Genomic DNA, 14,466 nt, shown 5'->3' on the forward strand with positions numbered 1-14,466 from the left:
CGGAGCTTGGCTGTACCTGTGAGCGCTGAGGAAACTTGTGGGAGCAAAGCTTGCTCGCGATGGCGGCGGCCCAGCCAATATCACTATTGGCTGACTTGGCCCTATCGCGAGCAAGCTTTGCTCCCACAGAAAATTCACACCGCAGGAACCACTCGGCAATCTTCATCAAACTGTCACGCAACTGTGGCAGCGCGCTTGAACGAATTTCATCAGACTCGCGCTCTACTGGGGTTCTGCGTTTTGGTGTTTCTTCATGCGTGTGTTTATTTTTCTGGCCGTCCTGTTGTTCGGCCTGCCGTCGATTGCGGCGTCTCGTTGTGATGTCAACGTCCCGACCCAACGGGTCGATCTGGATCAGGTGAGCCTGGCGTACCAGAGCATTGGCCGTGGCTCCGATCCGGCCTTGTTGCTGGTGATGGGGCTGGGTGGACAATTGATCCATTGGCCGGACGAAGTGGTGGTTGCCCTGTGCGAGCAGGGCTTTCGGGTGATCCGCTACGACAACCGGGACGTGGGCTTATCCACTTGGCGGCAGGCGCCGGGCAGCGCCAACCTGACATTCGAAGCGCTTCGCTACAAACTGGGCTTGACGGTCGACGCGCCTTATACCCTCACCGACATGGCCAATGACGGGCTGGGACTGATGGACGCGTTGCATGTGCAGAACTTTCATCTGCTGGGGGCGAGCATGGGCGGCATGATCGCCCAGCACATGGCCGCCATGGCGCCGCAGCGGGTCGAAAGCCTGACCCTGATCATGACCAGCTCCAGTGCCGCCGGTTTACCGGCGCCCAGCGAAACGCTGGTGCGATTGCTGTCCCGCCGCAGTGCGCCGAATCGCGAGGTGGCGCTGGAACAGCAGGCTGACCTGCTGGCCGCACTGGGTAGCCCCCTGGTAGTCGATGATCGCCAGGCGCTGCTGCATCAGGCTGCTGTCGCCTATGATCGGGCGTTCAACCCCGAAGGTGTGCAACGCCAGATCATGGCGATCATGGCCGAGCCGAGCCGGGTCGAACTGCTCAATCAATTGCAAGTGCCGACCCTGGTGGTCCATGGCACCGCCGACCCGTTACTGCCGGTGATGCACGGCGTGCATCTGGCGGCGCATATCCGTGGCAGTCAGTTGAAACTGATCCCGGGCCTGGCCCATCGTTTCCAGGAAGCGTTCAAGGAGCCATTGCTGGGGGCGGTGTTGCCCTATCTGCAACAGCATCGCGAAGACACCTCGCATTGGGCGCAGGTCGAACCGACGCAGGCGCCGAATCTGCTCTGATAGAGGTCGAGGGTTGTAGAGATCCCTGTGGCGAGGGGATTTAGCGAAACGTCGCACCGCCCCGCTGGGCTGCGAAGCAGCCCTAAAGCCAAGCGACTCGGTGCATCAGATAGATTGAGTCGACTGCCTTGGGGCCGCTTCGCGCCCCAGCGGGGATAAATCCCCTCGCCACAAAGGAGTATCTGCAGGACTTCACCGAACCCGGGCCTGCTCCACCAACCACCCCATCAACTCCTGCAACGGCCCCGAAGCCTGGGTCTTGCGGGGGAATACCAGGTGATAACCCAACCCGGTCCTGACCTTCAGTTCGAACGGCATCACCAGCCGCCCGGCGCTCAGGTCATCGCCGATCAGCGACCAGTCACCTATCGCCACCCCCGTGCCCTGTGAGGCCATGGACATCGCCAGGTCCAGGGTTTCGAAATGCTGGCCCTTGCTGACATTGCTCAAGTGCACCTCGGCCGCATCCAGCCAGGCCGTCCAGTCGCGCTCGTCGCGGGTCGGGTGCAACAGCAAGTGTTGCTGCAGGTCGGCGGGTTCACGCAGCGGCACGGGGCCGTCCAGCACCGGGCGGGAGCAGACCGGCGTCAGTTGCTCATCGAACAGATGCAGGCACGCCAATGAGGTGTCGGGTGGCGGACCATAGATCACGGCCGCGTCGAAGGCCTCGCGCTGGAAGTCCACACCGTGCCTGACAGTGGTGGTCAGTTCCACCGGCACATCCGGCCGTTCCTTCTGCCATTGCAATAACCGCGGCAGCAACCAGCGCATCACACAGGTCGGGGCCTTGAGTTGCAGGGTCTGGCGCTTCTCGCCGATCTGCTCCACCGCGTCGCCGATCAGCCGGAACACCTGTTGCACCCGTGGCAACCACGCCGCCCCTTCAGGCGTCAGGCTCAGGCCGCGGGCCTGGCGCTGGAACAGCGCGTAGCCCAGATGATCCTCCAGCCCGGCGATCTGCCGGCTTACCGCGCCCTGGGTAATGTGCAGTTGTTCAGCGGCCCGGGTGAAGTTGCAGCATTGGGCCGTGATCAGAAACGTGTGCAGCGCCGGAAGCGGAGGAAGTCGTTTCATTTGGATCCAAGCCATGACGTGGGGACATGGCTAGTATGACTTTTTATCCATTGTTGCCGCTATGGCCTGACCGTTCAATGAAGCCATTCCAAGACAAGAAAAAGGGCAGTGGCAATGGCAACGTGTGGCGAAGTACTGGTCAAGTTACTCGAAGGCTATGGCGTGGAGCAGGTGTTCGGCATTCCCGGCGTGCACACTGTCGAGCTGTATCGCGGGCTGGCCCGTTCAAGCATCCGCCATGTGACGCCGCGCCACGAACAGGGCGCAGGCTTCATGGCCGACGGTTACGCTCGCGTCAGCGGTAAACCCGGTGTGTGTTTCATCATCACCGGCCCCGGCATGACCAACATCACCACCGCCATGGGCCAGGCCTACGCCGATTCGATCCCCATGCTGGTGATCTCCAGCGTACAGTCGCGCAGCCAACTGGGTGGTGGACGCGGCAAGTTACATGAGTTGCCGAATCAGGCTGCGTTGGTGGGCGGGGTCGCGGCGTTTTCCCACACGCTGATGTCCGCCGCTGAATTGCCCAGCGTACTGGCCCGAGCCTTTGCGGTGTTCCAGGCCGGGCGCCCGCGGCCGGTGCACATCGAAATCCCCTTGGACGTGCTGGTCGAAGACGCCGATGACTTGCTCGCCAGTATGCCCGTGAGCGTCGATCGCGCCGGCGCCGCGCCGGGCGCGGTGAAACAGATGACGGCGATGCTGGCCTCGGCCAGGCGACCGCTGATCCTGGCCGGTGGTGGCGCCATCGACGCCGCTGTCGAATTGACCGAGCTGGCCGAACGCCTTGGCGCACCGGTGGCGTTGACCATCAACGCCAAGGGCCTGCTGCCGTCCCGTCATCCCTTGTTGATCGGCTCTACCCAGAGCCTGGTCGCCACCCGCGCATTGGTGGCCGAAGCGGATGTGGTGCTGGCCATCGGCACCGAACTGGCTGAAACCGACTACGACATCACCTTTGCCGGTGGCTTCGAGCTCCCTGGTGCGCTGCTGCGCATCGACATCGACCCGGACCAGACCGTGCGCAACTATCCGCCGCGCCTGGCGTTGGTTGCCGATGCCCGCACCGCCGCCCGGGCCTTGCTCGACGAATTGAACCGGCAACCCTTGGCCGAGCGCTGCAACGAATGGGGCGCTGCCCGTGCTACCCGGTTGCGTGCTGACCTGGAAGGTAGCTGGGACGCTGCGGTCCGCGCCCAGAACGTTTTTCTCGACAGCGTCTTGCAAACGCTGCCTGAGGCGGTATTCGTCGGCGACTCCACCCAACCGGTGTACACCGGCAACCTGACGTTCAACCCGGAGCATCCGCGCCGCTGGTTCAACTCGTCTACCGGCTACGGCACCCTCGGCTATGCGTTGCCGGCGGCGATTGGCGCCTGGCTTGGCGGCAAGGAACAGGGCCATGGCCGTCCCCCGGTGGTGTGCCTGATCGGTGACGGCGGCTTGCAATTCACCCTGCCGGAACTGGCCAGCGCCGTGGAGGCGCGGGTGCCGGTGATTGTGCTGCTGTGGAATAACCAAGGCTACGAAGAGATCAAGAAATACATGGTCAACCGCGCCATCGAACCAGTGGGCGTGGACATCTATACCCCGGACTTCATTGGCGTCGCCAAGGCTTTGGGCTGTGCAGCCGAAGCCATCGATGATGTGGCGCAACTGCATGCCGCACTGCTCGCCGCCAACGACCGGCAAGGCCCGACGCTGATCGAAATCGATCAGGCGCGCTGGATGAGCGGGGTGGCGCAATGACTCTTCCCACGGTATTGGAAGGGCTGTACATCAACGGCCAGTGGTCTTGCGGTGAGCAGTATCTGCGGGTGATCAACCCGGCGACCGAGGCCTTGCTGACCACTGTTCATGGCGGTGATGAACGCGCAGTCGACCGAGCCCTGGACGCCGCGACCCCGGCCTTTGGCCCATGGTCGAAAACCACGGGTGGCGAGCGCGGCGCGATCCTGCGCCGTATCGCCGCTGGCGTGCAGGCCGGTCGTGAGCAGTTGATGCAATTGCAATCGCGCAACAACGGCAAACCGCTGTTCGAGGCGGCCATCGATGTCGATGATGTGGTCGCGACCTTCGAGTATTACGCCGAGCTGGCCGAAGGCTTGGACACTCGACAGGACAGTGCGCTGGCCTTGCCCAGCGATGATTTCAGCGCCCGCCTGCGCCGCGAACCTTGCGGTGTGGTCGGCTTGATCGTGCCGTGGAATTTCCCGATGGTCACCACCGCCTGGAAACTCGCACCGGCCCTGGCCGCCGGCTGCTGCGTGGTGCTCAAGCCCTCTGAGGTCACGCCGTTGCCGGAGCTGGAGCTGGCCTCGATCATCGCCGACTGCGGCTTGCCCGATGGGGTCTTCAACCTGATCTGTGGGACCGGCCTGGCTGTGGGCGCGCCGCTGGCCGCCGATCCGCGGGTGGCGAAGATCTCCTTCACCGGCAGCAACGCGGTGGGTGTGCAGGTGATGCAACGGGCGGCGGAAACGGTGAAGGGCGTGAGCCTGGAACTGGGCGGCAAATCGTCCCTGCTGGTGTTGGCCGACGCCGATCTGGAACTGGCGGTGGAGCTGGCCTGTGGCGGCGGCTTCTTCAATGCCGGGCAGATGTGTTCGGCCACCAGCCGTGTGCTGGTCGCTGACGAGCTGGCCGATGAATTCCTGCAGCGGCTCAAGATCCGCGCCGAGGCGATTCGCGTGGCGGATCCGTTCGACCCGGACGTGGAAATGGGCGCGTTGGTCAATCAGGCGCAATACCAACGGGTGCTGGGGCATATCGACCGGGGCTTGAGCGCGGGTGCGACGCTGGTGTGCGGCGGCCAGCGCCCAACGCATCTGTCGCGAGGTTTTTTTCTTCAGCCCACGATCTTCACCGACGTGCCCCCGGACAGTGCGCTGTGGTGCGAGGAGATTTTTGGACCGGTGCTGTGCGTGCGCCGTTTCAGCGGCGTGGAACAGGCGATTGCGCTTGCCAATGACAGCCGTTTCGGCCTGGTGGCCAGCGTCGTCAGCCGTGATCTCGACGTTGCCGAGCAGGTCGCCAACGCTTTGCAGGCGGGCCTGGTGTGGATCAACGCGCCCCAGGTGATCTTTCCCCAGGCGGCGTGGGGCGGCTACAAACAGAGCAGTTTGGGCCGCGAGTTGGGACCCTGGGGATTGGCCGCGTTCCAGGAAATCAAGCATGTGATCCGGGCGGTCTGACAGCACGTTATCGGGTCGCGCATGCCTCGAAAAAAGGCATGCGCCAGGGACATGGCTTCAATGAGTTTTTTTCGATAGTCAGGGATTTTGTGCAACCCCAGGATGGCCTTCGACAACGACAAAGTCCTTGCGGTACGGGGCTTTGGTCGATCTCGAACGGCTAGGGCGCAACGGTTTCAGCCATCTCATACTTAGAAGAACAAAGAGGTCCTCCATGGGCAAGCATGATCTGAACAGACGTCAATTCATCAAGACCGCCAGCGTAGTGTCGGTCGCGGCCGCCGCCATGAGCGTGCCCTTCATCAGCGCCCGGGCCAGCGATACGCGATTCGTCGGCAAGACCCTGCGCCTGCTGACCTGGTCCGACGACACCGGGCTGGCGGCGCTGCGCAACATCGCCGCGACCTTCGAGGCCAAGACCGGGGCCAAGGTCATCGCCGACCGCACCGGCAGCACCTCGGAAATGGTCGCCAAGCTCAAGGCCGGTGGCGATCGGCCGCAGTACGACATCATTACCCTGGCCGGCGTCGGTGCCGAGGGATTGGCTGCGGCGGGCCTGTTGGAAAAGCCGGACCTGAACCGGATCCCCAATCTGGTGGACGTGCCGGCCCAATACCGCACCGGCGCTGGCGGTCATGGCATCGGTTACCTGTTGTGGTGCAACAGCCTGGTCTACAGCACCCGCACCTTGCAACAAGCGCCGGACAGTTACGCTGCGCTATGGGACGCGGACCTGGCGCCGAACATCTTCCTGCCGCCGCCGAACTGGACCGAGGCCATGGACCTGATCATCATCGCCGCCAAGCTGGCCGGCGGTGATGAACACAACATCGAACCGGGCTTCAAGAAACTCGCCGAGCTCAAGGAACGGGTGGTGACCCTGGGCGAAAACCCGAACCAGATCGCCGAACTGTTCCGCACCGGTTCCCTGGACATGGGCGGCTTGTATGCGCCGGCGTTTTTCCCCAAGCAGATCCGCGACCCGGCCTATGGTCTGGGGGCGACGTTCGGCATGAAGGAAGGCTTCTACACCGACCTGATGCTCTCGGTCATGCCCAAGAACCGCCCGGGCGACACCGACCTGGCCTACGCCTTCATCGACCACTCCCTCGACCCGCTGGTGCAGGGCAAGATGGCTGAAGACATCTTCAACGGCCCGGTCAATGCCAAGGCCATCATCTCCGCCGAAGCGCGCAAGAGCCCGTACATCCTCACCCCTGAGCAAATCGCCGAGAAAGCGATCATGCACGACAACGCCTTCCTGGCAACGGTGCACGACCAGTGGATTCGCCGGTACACAGAAATTTTCTCCTCCTGAACCGGATGCCGGGCCCGCTCGATATCCAAGTGTGGGAGCAAGCCTGCTCGCGATAGCGGTGGATCAGTTGATGAAAATGTGGGCTGTGCCGGCGCCATCGCGAGCAGGCTCGCTCCCACAGGGAAGTGGGGGTGGATGCGGGATCTGTGAGCCACCCGAGAGCCCATGTGGGAGCGAGCCTGCTCGCGATAGCGGTGGGTCAGTTGAAGGGGATGCTGGCTGTGCCGGCGCCTTCGCGAGCAATCCCGCTCCCACAAGAAAGTTGTGTTTGTGCTGTCGTTTTCCACTGACGAGATCTTGCCATGGAACACCAACCGTTAGCCCATCCGCGGAGCGTTGCGCCAACGCGTTCCAGCCGGAGTATTTCGCCCACGACGCGGGCGTGGTTTTTCCTGTCGCCGTCGATGTTGTTTCTCGGCGTGTTGATTGCCGCCAGTCTGTTGGTACTGCGCATGAGCGTGGGCACCAAGGGCGCGGAGTGGAGTGGGTTCAGCCTTGCCAGTTACGGGCAATTGCTGGAACCCTATTACCTCAAATCCCTGCTGCTGACCTTGCGTCTGGCTCTGATCAGCGCGGTGATCGCCGTGCTGCTGGCGATCCCTGTGGCTTACACCATGTCGCGCCTGGCCTCGCCATTGTTGCGGCGGGTGTTCCTGGCGGCGGTGCTGTTGCCGCTGCTGGTCAACCTGCTGCTGCAAAGCTACGGCTGGCTGGTGATCCTCGGCCCGGCCGGCATGCTCAACCAGGCGCTCATGGGCCTGGGTCTGATCAAGCGGCCGATCATGTTGCTGTACAACCAGAACGGCGTGCTCATGGGCTTGGTCCAGACCGCATTCCCCCTGGCCGTATTGCCCATCGCCAGTGCCATGCGAGGGGTGGCTCGCAGCTATGAAGAGGCGGCCGCCACCCTCGGCGCCAGCCGCTTCCAGGTGTTTCGCCAAGTGGTACTGCCCATGAGCCTGCCCGGGATCATCACCGGCGCGACCCTGGTGTTCGCCTACAACGCCAGCAGCTTCGTCGTACCGCTGTTGCTGGGCGGAAGGCGGGTGCCGATGCTGGCGGTGATGGTCCATGACCAGATTGCCCCGCTGATGAACTGGCCGGCCGCGTCCGCCGCCGGGGTGGTGTTGATCGTCACCACGCTGCTGATCATGACCCTGTCCGAGTATTTCACCGGCCGCCGTCGGCGGCTGCTGGAGGCCTCTCAATGAGCGCGTTGAGTAAGAAACGCCAGTCACTGTTGCCCGGTGAAACCGGTCGGATCGCGGGGCTGCTGTCGGGTTTCATTCTATTGCTGGCGGTGTTGCCGATCCTGACCATGATCGTCATGTCCTTCAGTGGCGCGGCGAACCTGGATTTCCCGCCAAGCAGCTACAGCCTGCAATGGTATCGGGCTGCCTGGCAGACCTTCGTCTCCCCGGATACCAGCGATGTCCTGAGCCTGGGCCAGGCCATGGGCACCAGCCTGCTGGTGGCGTGCCTGACCATGATCTTCGCCACGCTGATCGCGGTACCGGCGGCCTATGCGCTGACCCGCTGTGAATTCCGCGGCAAGGCCGTGGCGCTGCAATTGATGTCACTGCCGTTGGTGTTCCCCATGGTGGTGCTGGGTCTGGCTTTGCTGTTGGTGTTCGACAGCCTGCCATTCCAGATGACCACCTCAAGGCTGGTCATTGCCCACGTCATCCTTGCCTTGCCGTTCGTGGTGAAGAACTGCACCGCCGCCATGCTCGGCATCGGCAGCGAAGTCGAGGAAGCCGCGCGGATGCTCGGGGCGTCACCGCAGCGGGCTATTGTCGATGTGGTGGTGCCGTTGATGAAGTCGGGCATCCTCGCCGGGATGTTGCTGGCGTTCATTGTCTCGTTCAACGAATTCACCGTGACTTATTTTCTCTACACCGTCGACGTCATGACCGTGCCGATCTGGATGTACAGCCGCACCGTGTCGTCGCTTGATCCCACCGTTTTTTCGTTTGCCGTGCTCATCGTGCTGATCGACTTCGTGCTGATCTGGGCGTTGGAGAAACTGGTGGGCGAGGGCGGCGTTTCCTTTTGATTTCGAGGTGAAGACATGACTGGACTGATACTGGAAAACGTCGAGAAACATTACGGCTCGGCTTGCGCGATAAAGGACGTGAACCTGCATTTGCCGGAAGGCAAGCTGGTCTGTTTTCTCGGGCCTTCGGGTTGTGGCAAGACCACGCTGCTGCGGATGATCGCCGGCCTGGAAAGCCTCAGTGGCGGCGAGATTCGCCTGGACGGCGATGACATCGGTCATACCCCGGCGCACCTGCGCAACTTCGGCATGGTCTTTCAATCGCTGGCGTTGTTTCCCCACATGACCGTCGGCGAGAACATTGCCTATCCACTGAAACTGCGCGGCGTGGGCAAGGCCGGGCAGCAGGCGCGGGTGGTGGAACTGCTGGAACTGATTCAGCTCCAGGCCATGATCGACCGGCCGGTGGCGAAACTGTCCGGCGGCCAGCGCCAGCGCGTGGCGATTGCCCGGGCGATTGCCGCACGGCCGAAAATCCTGCTGCTGGACGAACCGCTGTCGGCCCTCGACGCCAAGCTGCGTGAGTCGATGCAGGTGGAAATCCGTCAGTTGCAACAGCGGCTGAACATCACCACCATTCTGGTGACCCACGACCAGCGCGAGGCCATGACCATGGCCGACATCGTGGTGGTGCTGGGTGAGCATCGGGTGCAGCAGGTGGGGACGCCGATCGAGATCTACCGGCACCCGGCCAACGAATTCGTCGCCGACTTCATCGGCTCGGGCAATATTTTCCCGGCGACCACACTGGGTACCGGACGCGTCGGCCTGCCGGGCGGGGACGCGCTGGACGTGCCGGCCAGCCGTAGCGCCATTGTTGGCGAAAAGATCAAATTGTTGGTGCGCCCGGAAGACGTGCAGCTGTCTGCACCCCAGGCCACGGCGGGTAACCGCTTGCTGGGCAAGGTGACATTCGTGCGTGACATTGGCGCGACCATCGAGACCACGGTGGAGTGTTCCGGGGTTTCATTCACTGCGCTGAGTACGCCGTGCCAGGGAATGGACCTGGGCATCGGACATGCGGTGTCGGTGACCCTACCGGCGGAGGCGTGTCGGTTGCTGGGGGCCTGATCTGGAAACGTGGGGTGTGTCTTCTGGCCCCATCGCGAGCAGGCTCGCTCCCACAGGGGAACGCATTCCAATGTGGGAGCGAGCCTGCTCGCGATGGGGGCAGACGAAGCCAACGCAAAAGCCCAATCAAACCGTCAGCCGCAACCGCGCCAGATCCCGCAACGGCGGTGCCCCGAACAACCGGCTGTACTCGCGGCTGAACTGCGAAGGGCTTTCATAACCCACCCGATACCCTGCCGCCGAGGCCTCCAGCCCTTCGGCCAGCATCAGCCGCCGGGCTTCCTGCAGACGCAATTGTTTCTGATATTGCAACGGGCTCATGGCGGTCATGGCTTTGAAGCGATGATGCAGGGTCGAGACGCTGAGGTTCACTTCCCGGGCCAGTTCGTCGATGCGCAACGGCTGTTCGAAATGACCGTTGAGCCATTTGATTGCCTGGCCGATGCGATGACTCTGGCTGTTGGCGATGGCGATTTCGTACAGCCGGTAGCCCTGGGGACTGCGTAGCAGTCGGTACAGAATCTCCCGTCGCACCAGGGGCGCGAGCATGGAGATGTCCTTGGGGTGGTCCAGCAGGCGCACCAGGCGCAACACCGCGTCGAGCATCGACGTGTCCAGGCGTTCGACATACAGGCCACGACCGGCGGGGCGGGTCGGCACGCCCAGCGGACCGGCATCGGCGATCAGCGCGGTGATTTCCGCCGGGTCGATGTCCAGGCGCAGGGCCAGGATCGGGTGTTCGGGCGAAACGTCGGCGATGCACCCGCTCAATGGCATCGACACCGAGACCACCAGGTAATGGAGTGGGTCGTAATTGAACAGTTCGTCCGCCAGCCGCACCTGTTTGCTGCCCTGAGCCATGATGCACAGCGCCGGTTGCGCCAGCACCGGGGCAAATTTATGGGGCTTGCTGTGGCGAGACAGATTCAATGAGCCGATGGCCGTGGCGTAACTGCCGTCTTCGCGGGTATTACGGTCGATGATCGACGCCAGTTCGGCGCGTTGTTGTTCCAGATGCGGGTCCAGGGGGACGTGGGCGTGGTCGAGCGGCGACATGCCAGGATCCTCGGAAATAGGAGCGATGGACAAAGCTTATGTTTGTGCAAGGCCCAGTGGTAGTCACATTCTGTTGAAAGCTTGCCTGATCCTGCATGGCCTCCGCGCCGGAGCGTTGCAATGCCGCCGAAACTTGCTTGAAATCTTTCGTCTTAAATTAGTCGGTTCTTGTCGGGGCGTTGCGGCTTTGTCGAGCACTTTTACGCAGGATTGTGCAAGGCGTCGGCAGAAATCGACTAACGAACCTGGCGTCGTGGCGCTTAACCTTCAATCCTGTCGCAGCTGTTCCCGGCTGCACAATGGATGACCTGGGAGGGTTGAACATGTCTACACAGATCCCCGTCAGTCACATGGCTTTTGTGCGGGCCCGCGCCGGAAGCTCCAAATTATTGGGCGCGCGTCTGAGTAAGCTCATCGCGCCTTCGCGCCAAGCCCCCGGTTGCGTGCACTTCGCGCTGCAACAATCGCAATGTGATGCCGACTTGTGGTTGATGTCCGGACTCTGGGTCGATCAGCAGGCGATGGATGCGTACTTCAACTCCCCGGCCATGGGGGTTTTCGCCGAGCTGGTGCAGGATCTGGTGGTGAGCAGCCTGGATTTTCATACCTTCAGGGAAGTATCCGCCGCCCAGGCGACGCTGGCGACGGTACACAAACTGGCCGGATGAAGGTTTAATGACTGTCATTTCTCATCGCCAGGATGCGCAATATGGCACGTAAAGTCTTTGGACCCTTTGAAGCTGTTTCCGCCGTCATGCCCCGGGAGGGTGGTGGCTACTATGCAGCAATCGCCACTAAAGCCATCGGTGGCTCGGGTGCGCCGCGTTTCAACAAGCTACTTGAGAAACAGAGTTTCGAGACGGCTGCCAAAGCCGATGAAGCTGCCGCTGTGCAGCTGACCCATCTCAAGGGCGTCGACGAGGAGGGTGGGTTGCTCTGGTGACTTCGATCACTCATAGAGCTTTTCTGTGGCGAGGGGATAAATCCCCTCGCCACAAGGGCTTGTGCACACCCTTACTTCGGGCGATGCATCTTGAACAGTGCCTCAGGCCCCAACTGGAAGTAATCCGCCGGCCCGCCACCGCGCAGGATCGGTTCGGCGGCGGCCGTGTCGTAGACCCCGTCCTTCAACAGCCACTTGGCGATATGCACCGCAACCACTTCGCCGAGGATCAGCCAGCTCGGTACGAGCGCCTTGTCCGCTCGCTGCAACTGAATGATCTGGGTGACCTTGCATTCGAAGGACACCGGGCTTTCAGCCACTCGCGGCACCTGGATCACCCGTGACGCCGTTGGCGTCAAGCCCGCCAGTTCGAATTCGTTGACCTCGGGTGCGACCATCGCGCAGCTCTGGTTCATTCGCTCGGCCAGCGGGCGGGTGGCCAAGTTCCAGGCGAATTCGCCGGTCTGTTCGATGTTGTTCAGGCTGTCTTTGCGTCCGACACTGGAGAAACCAATGATCGGCGGGATGTAATTGAAAGCATTGAAGAAACTGTAGGGCGCGAGATTCAGGCGTCCTTCGGCGTCCTGGGAAGAGATCCAGCCGATAGGGCGTGGGCCGACGATGGCGTTGAACGGATCGTGGGGCAGGCCATGGCCATTGGCAGGTTCGTAATAGTGGATATCGTCGGGCATGAAAGTGCACAGATCCTGGTTTGGGTGGGATTCGAGAATAGTGCCGGGCCGCGTCGGTTTTGTCAGTAGCGCGGCGTTTCGCAGGAAGTCCTTTGCACTGGGATGGCGATTGCCAGGGGGCTTGAACGACTAAGCCCGGCCGAAGCCGGGCTGTAAGGATGCCTTTGGAGGATCAGCTGATGGATGCGCTGCCGGTACGGTCGAAACCGTCTTCAGCGACGGTGGCGCTGCCGGTGCGGTCGAAACCGTCTTCAGCGACGGTGGCGCTGCCGGTGCGGTCGAAACCGTCTTCAGCGACGGTGGCGCTGCCGGTGCGGTCGAAACCGTCTTCAGCGACGGTGGCGCTGCCGGTACGGTCGAAACCATCTTCAGCGACGGTGGCACTGCCGGTACGGTCGAAACCATCTTCAGCGACGGTGGCGCTGCCGGTACGGTCGAAGCCATCTGCAGCAACGGTGGCAGCGCCCGTGCGATCGTAGCCATCAGCGGCAATAGCTGAACCGGTACGGTCGAAACCGTCGGCGGCGAAGGTGTTGGCAGCCAGTACGGACAGGGTCAAGGCAAGGATCAGTTTGGTTTTCATCGTCGTAGCTCCAAAATCGTTGAGAGGGGTGTCTTGCATGGGTTTAATTCTACGCATGCAAATTTGATTAAAAAGCGCAAAATAATGCTAAAAATAATCGATTAATTCGATGTTATAGCTGACGCATCTCACTGCTTTACAAGCCACTGCGTAGGTCACGCACATATCGATTCAAGTGAGATAAGGATGCCCGGCCAACATTAATCGGCGATTAATTCCGTGTCGGACGGGATGTGACAGATTTTTCATGTATTCCCGACCTGTTTTTCACCGTCGCAAAGCCAGCCTTCCGCAGGGCCTGTAATCAAGGCCGATCGCCTCACACTGGAGCTTCCCCTGCGATGAACAAACTGCCTCAAATCACCCTGGCCTTCTGGGTCATGAAAATCTGCGCGACGACCCTCGGCGAAACCGCAGGGGACTTGCTGTCGATGACCCTCAATGTCGGTTATGCCCTCAGCTCGCTGATCCTGATCAGCGTGTTCGTCCTGACGCTGGTGACGCAGTTGATGGCCAAGACCTACAAGCCGTTGCTGTACTGGATCGTGATTCTGTCCACCAGTACCGCGGGCACCACCATGTCCGACTTCATGGATCGCACCCTCGAACTGGGTTACGCCACCGGGTCGATGATCCTGATTGCGATTCTGTTGGCGATCTTCGCGGCCTGGCGCCTGAGCGGCGATTCGCTCAACGTCACCAAGGTGCAAACTTTCCGTGGGGAGATGTTCTATTGGATGGCGATCCTGTTTTCCAACACCCTGGGCACTGCGCTTGGCGACTTCCTGGCGGATGATTCGGGCCTGGGGTTTGGCGGCGGTGCGTTGCTGATCGGCTCGACCATTGCCCTGGTCGTGCTGCTCAAGTACTTCACCAGGATCTCGGCAGTGGTGTTGTTCTGGATCGCATTCGTACTGACGCGTCCCCTGGGTGCTACCTTGGGTGACCTGATGACCAAGTCCCATGAAAAGGGCGGCCTGGACTTCGGCACCATCGGTTCGTCTGCGGTGCTGGCGGGGATTCTGGTGGTGATGATCGCCGGGGCGGCGTATGCGCAGAATCGCTATGGCAAGCAGGGCGCTGCCGAGTTGGGTTGATACCGAGTTGCACCTATCGTCGGATCGCCGCCCGGAGCAGGCTCGCTCCCACAGAGGATCTTCAGTGAGCAAAAAATTCTGCTCACAGCCGATCAAATGTGGGAGC

14 protein-coding genes are annotated in these 14,466 nt (G+C 61.8%); 10 read left to right on the plus strand and 4 right to left on the minus strand.

The window, feature by feature from the left end; all coding sequences use genetic code 11:
- Positions 1 to 253: 253 nt before the first annotated feature.
- Positions 254 to 1,273, plus strand: coding sequence for an alpha/beta fold hydrolase (locus CGA22_RS23475; RefSeq protein ID WP_041021591.1), 1,020 nt, complete (start codon positions 254 to 256; stop codon positions 1,271 to 1,273).
- Positions 1,274 to 1,465: 192 nt separating this feature from the next.
- On the opposite strand, the gene CGA22_RS23480 is transcribed toward CGA22_RS23475, so the two are convergent.
- Positions 1,466 to 2,347, minus strand: a complete 882-nt coding sequence (locus CGA22_RS23480; protein WP_041021595.1) for a LysR substrate-binding domain-containing protein — start codon at positions 2,345 to 2,347, stop codon at positions 1,466 to 1,468.
- A gap of 114 nt (positions 2,348 to 2,461) precedes the next feature.
- On the opposite strand from CGA22_RS23480, the gene CGA22_RS23485 reads away from it, so the two are divergent.
- The 6 genes from CGA22_RS23485 to CGA22_RS23510 all read left to right on the plus strand — a co-directional run bounded on the left by CGA22_RS23485 (position 2,462) and on the right by CGA22_RS23510 (position 9,989).
- Complete coding sequence (locus CGA22_RS23485) at positions 2,462 to 4,099, plus strand: 5-guanidino-2-oxopentanoate decarboxylase (protein WP_041021590.1); 1,638 nt, start codon at positions 2,462 to 2,464, stop codon at positions 4,097 to 4,099.
- Entirely contained in the window at positions 4,096 to 5,544 is a 1,449-nt protein-coding gene (locus tag CGA22_RS23490; RefSeq protein ID WP_041021589.1) for an aldehyde dehydrogenase family protein, read from the plus strand. Before CGA22_RS23485 ends, CGA22_RS23490 begins: the two co-directional genes overlap by 4 nt.
- A gap of 214 nt (positions 5,545 to 5,758) precedes the next feature.
- The gene (locus CGA22_RS23495) at positions 5,759 to 6,862 is read left to right on the plus strand and encodes an extracellular solute-binding protein (protein WP_041021588.1); all 1,104 of its coding nucleotides are present in this window, start codon (positions 5,759 to 5,761) and stop codon (positions 6,860 to 6,862) included.
- Positions 6,863 to 7,164: 302 nt separating this feature from the next.
- Positions 7,165 to 8,073 (plus strand): ABC transporter permease, encoded by a 909-nt coding sequence (locus CGA22_RS23500; RefSeq protein ID WP_188258719.1) that lies wholly within the window; start codon positions 7,165 to 7,167, stop codon positions 8,071 to 8,073.
- Positions 8,070 to 8,918, plus strand: a complete 849-nt coding sequence (locus CGA22_RS23505) for an ABC transporter permease (protein ID WP_041021586.1) — start codon at positions 8,070 to 8,072, stop codon at positions 8,916 to 8,918. Before CGA22_RS23500 ends, CGA22_RS23505 begins: the two co-directional genes overlap by 4 nt.
- Before the next feature lie 15 nt (positions 8,919 to 8,933).
- On the plus strand, positions 8,934 to 9,989 hold the full coding sequence (locus tag CGA22_RS23510; protein WP_041021585.1) for an ABC transporter ATP-binding protein: 1,056 nt from the start codon (positions 8,934 to 8,936) through the stop codon (positions 9,987 to 9,989).
- A gap of 126 nt (positions 9,990 to 10,115) precedes the next feature.
- Here CGA22_RS23510 and CGA22_RS23515 read toward each other — a convergent pair whose 3' ends face one another.
- Positions 10,116 to 11,045 (minus strand): AraC family transcriptional regulator, encoded by a 930-nt coding sequence (locus CGA22_RS23515; protein ID WP_041020318.1) that lies wholly within the window; start codon positions 11,043 to 11,045, stop codon positions 10,116 to 10,118.
- 323 nt (positions 11,046 to 11,368) lie between these two features.
- On the opposite strand from CGA22_RS23515, the gene CGA22_RS23520 reads away from it, so the two are divergent.
- Together CGA22_RS23520 and CGA22_RS23525 are read left to right on the plus strand one after the other, a co-directional pair.
- The gene (locus CGA22_RS23520) at positions 11,369 to 11,713 is read left to right on the plus strand and encodes a putative quinol monooxygenase (protein ID WP_041020317.1); all 345 of its coding nucleotides are present in this window, start codon (positions 11,369 to 11,371) and stop codon (positions 11,711 to 11,713) included.
- Between the two features lie 41 nt (positions 11,714 to 11,754).
- Positions 11,755 to 11,988: a hypothetical protein gene (locus CGA22_RS23525; RefSeq protein ID WP_041020316.1), complete on the plus strand. Its 234-nt coding sequence runs from the start codon at positions 11,755 to 11,757 to the stop codon at positions 11,986 to 11,988.
- Between the two features lie 71 nt (positions 11,989 to 12,059).
- Here CGA22_RS23525 and CGA22_RS23530 read toward each other — a convergent pair whose 3' ends face one another.
- On the minus strand, positions 12,060 to 12,680 hold the full coding sequence (locus CGA22_RS23530; protein WP_041020315.1) for a flavin reductase family protein: 621 nt from the start codon (positions 12,678 to 12,680) through the stop codon (positions 12,060 to 12,062).
- A 172-nt stretch (positions 12,681 to 12,852) separates the two neighbouring features.
- Positions 12,853 to 13,263: a heme utilization protein gene (locus CGA22_RS23535; protein WP_188258720.1), complete on the minus strand. Its 411-nt coding sequence runs from the start codon at positions 13,261 to 13,263 to the stop codon at positions 12,853 to 12,855.
- A gap of 341 nt (positions 13,264 to 13,604) precedes the next feature.
- Between CGA22_RS23535 and CGA22_RS23540 the strand changes: the two genes are divergently transcribed.
- A complete protein-coding gene (locus tag CGA22_RS23540; protein WP_041020313.1) occupies positions 13,605 to 14,360 on the plus strand; it encodes a membrane protein in 756 nt (251 codons plus the stop codon).
- The last annotated feature ends 106 nt before the right edge of the window (positions 14,361 to 14,466 follow it).

The organism is Pseudomonas sp. PSB18 (assembly GCF_014596565.1).
GTDB lineage: Bacteria > Pseudomonadota > Gammaproteobacteria > Pseudomonadales > Pseudomonadaceae > Aquipseudomonas.

Excerpts from the sequence above, each read along its gene's own strand:
- CGA22_RS23475 (WP_041021591.1), top strand. The coding sequence starts at position 254 with ATGCGTGTGTTTATTTTTCTGGCCGTCCTGTTGTTCGGCCTGCCGTCG.
- CGA22_RS23480 (WP_041021595.1), bottom strand. The coding sequence starts at position 2,347 with ATGAAACGACTTCCTCCGCTTCCGGCGCTGCACACGTTTCTGATCACG.
- CGA22_RS23485 (WP_041021590.1), top strand. The coding sequence starts at position 2,462 with ATGGCAACGTGTGGCGAAGTACTGGTCAAGTTACTCGAAGGCTATGGC.
- CGA22_RS23490 (WP_041021589.1), top strand. The coding sequence starts at position 4,096 with ATGACTCTTCCCACGGTATTGGAAGGGCTGTACATCAACGGCCAGTGG.
- CGA22_RS23495 (WP_041021588.1), top strand. The coding sequence starts at position 5,759 with ATGGGCAAGCATGATCTGAACAGACGTCAATTCATCAAGACCGCCAGC.
- CGA22_RS23500 (WP_188258719.1), top strand. The coding sequence starts at position 7,165 with ATGGAACACCAACCGTTAGCCCATCCGCGGAGCGTTGCGCCAACGCGT.
- CGA22_RS23505 (WP_041021586.1), top strand. The coding sequence starts at position 8,070 with ATGAGCGCGTTGAGTAAGAAACGCCAGTCACTGTTGCCCGGTGAAACC.
- CGA22_RS23510 (WP_041021585.1), top strand. The coding sequence starts at position 8,934 with ATGACTGGACTGATACTGGAAAACGTCGAGAAACATTACGGCTCGGCT.
- CGA22_RS23515 (WP_041020318.1), bottom strand. The coding sequence starts at position 11,045 with ATGTCGCCGCTCGACCACGCCCACGTCCCCCTGGACCCGCATCTGGAA.
- CGA22_RS23520 (WP_041020317.1), top strand. The coding sequence starts at position 11,369 with ATGTCTACACAGATCCCCGTCAGTCACATGGCTTTTGTGCGGGCCCGC.
- CGA22_RS23525 (WP_041020316.1), top strand. The coding sequence starts at position 11,755 with ATGGCACGTAAAGTCTTTGGACCCTTTGAAGCTGTTTCCGCCGTCATG.
- CGA22_RS23530 (WP_041020315.1), bottom strand. The coding sequence starts at position 12,680 with ATGCCCGACGATATCCACTATTACGAACCTGCCAATGGCCATGGCCTG.
- CGA22_RS23535 (WP_188258720.1), bottom strand. The coding sequence starts at position 13,263 with ATGAAAACCAAACTGATCCTTGCCTTGACCCTGTCCGTACTGGCTGCC.
- CGA22_RS23540 (WP_041020313.1), top strand. The coding sequence starts at position 13,605 with ATGAACAAACTGCCTCAAATCACCCTGGCCTTCTGGGTCATGAAAATC.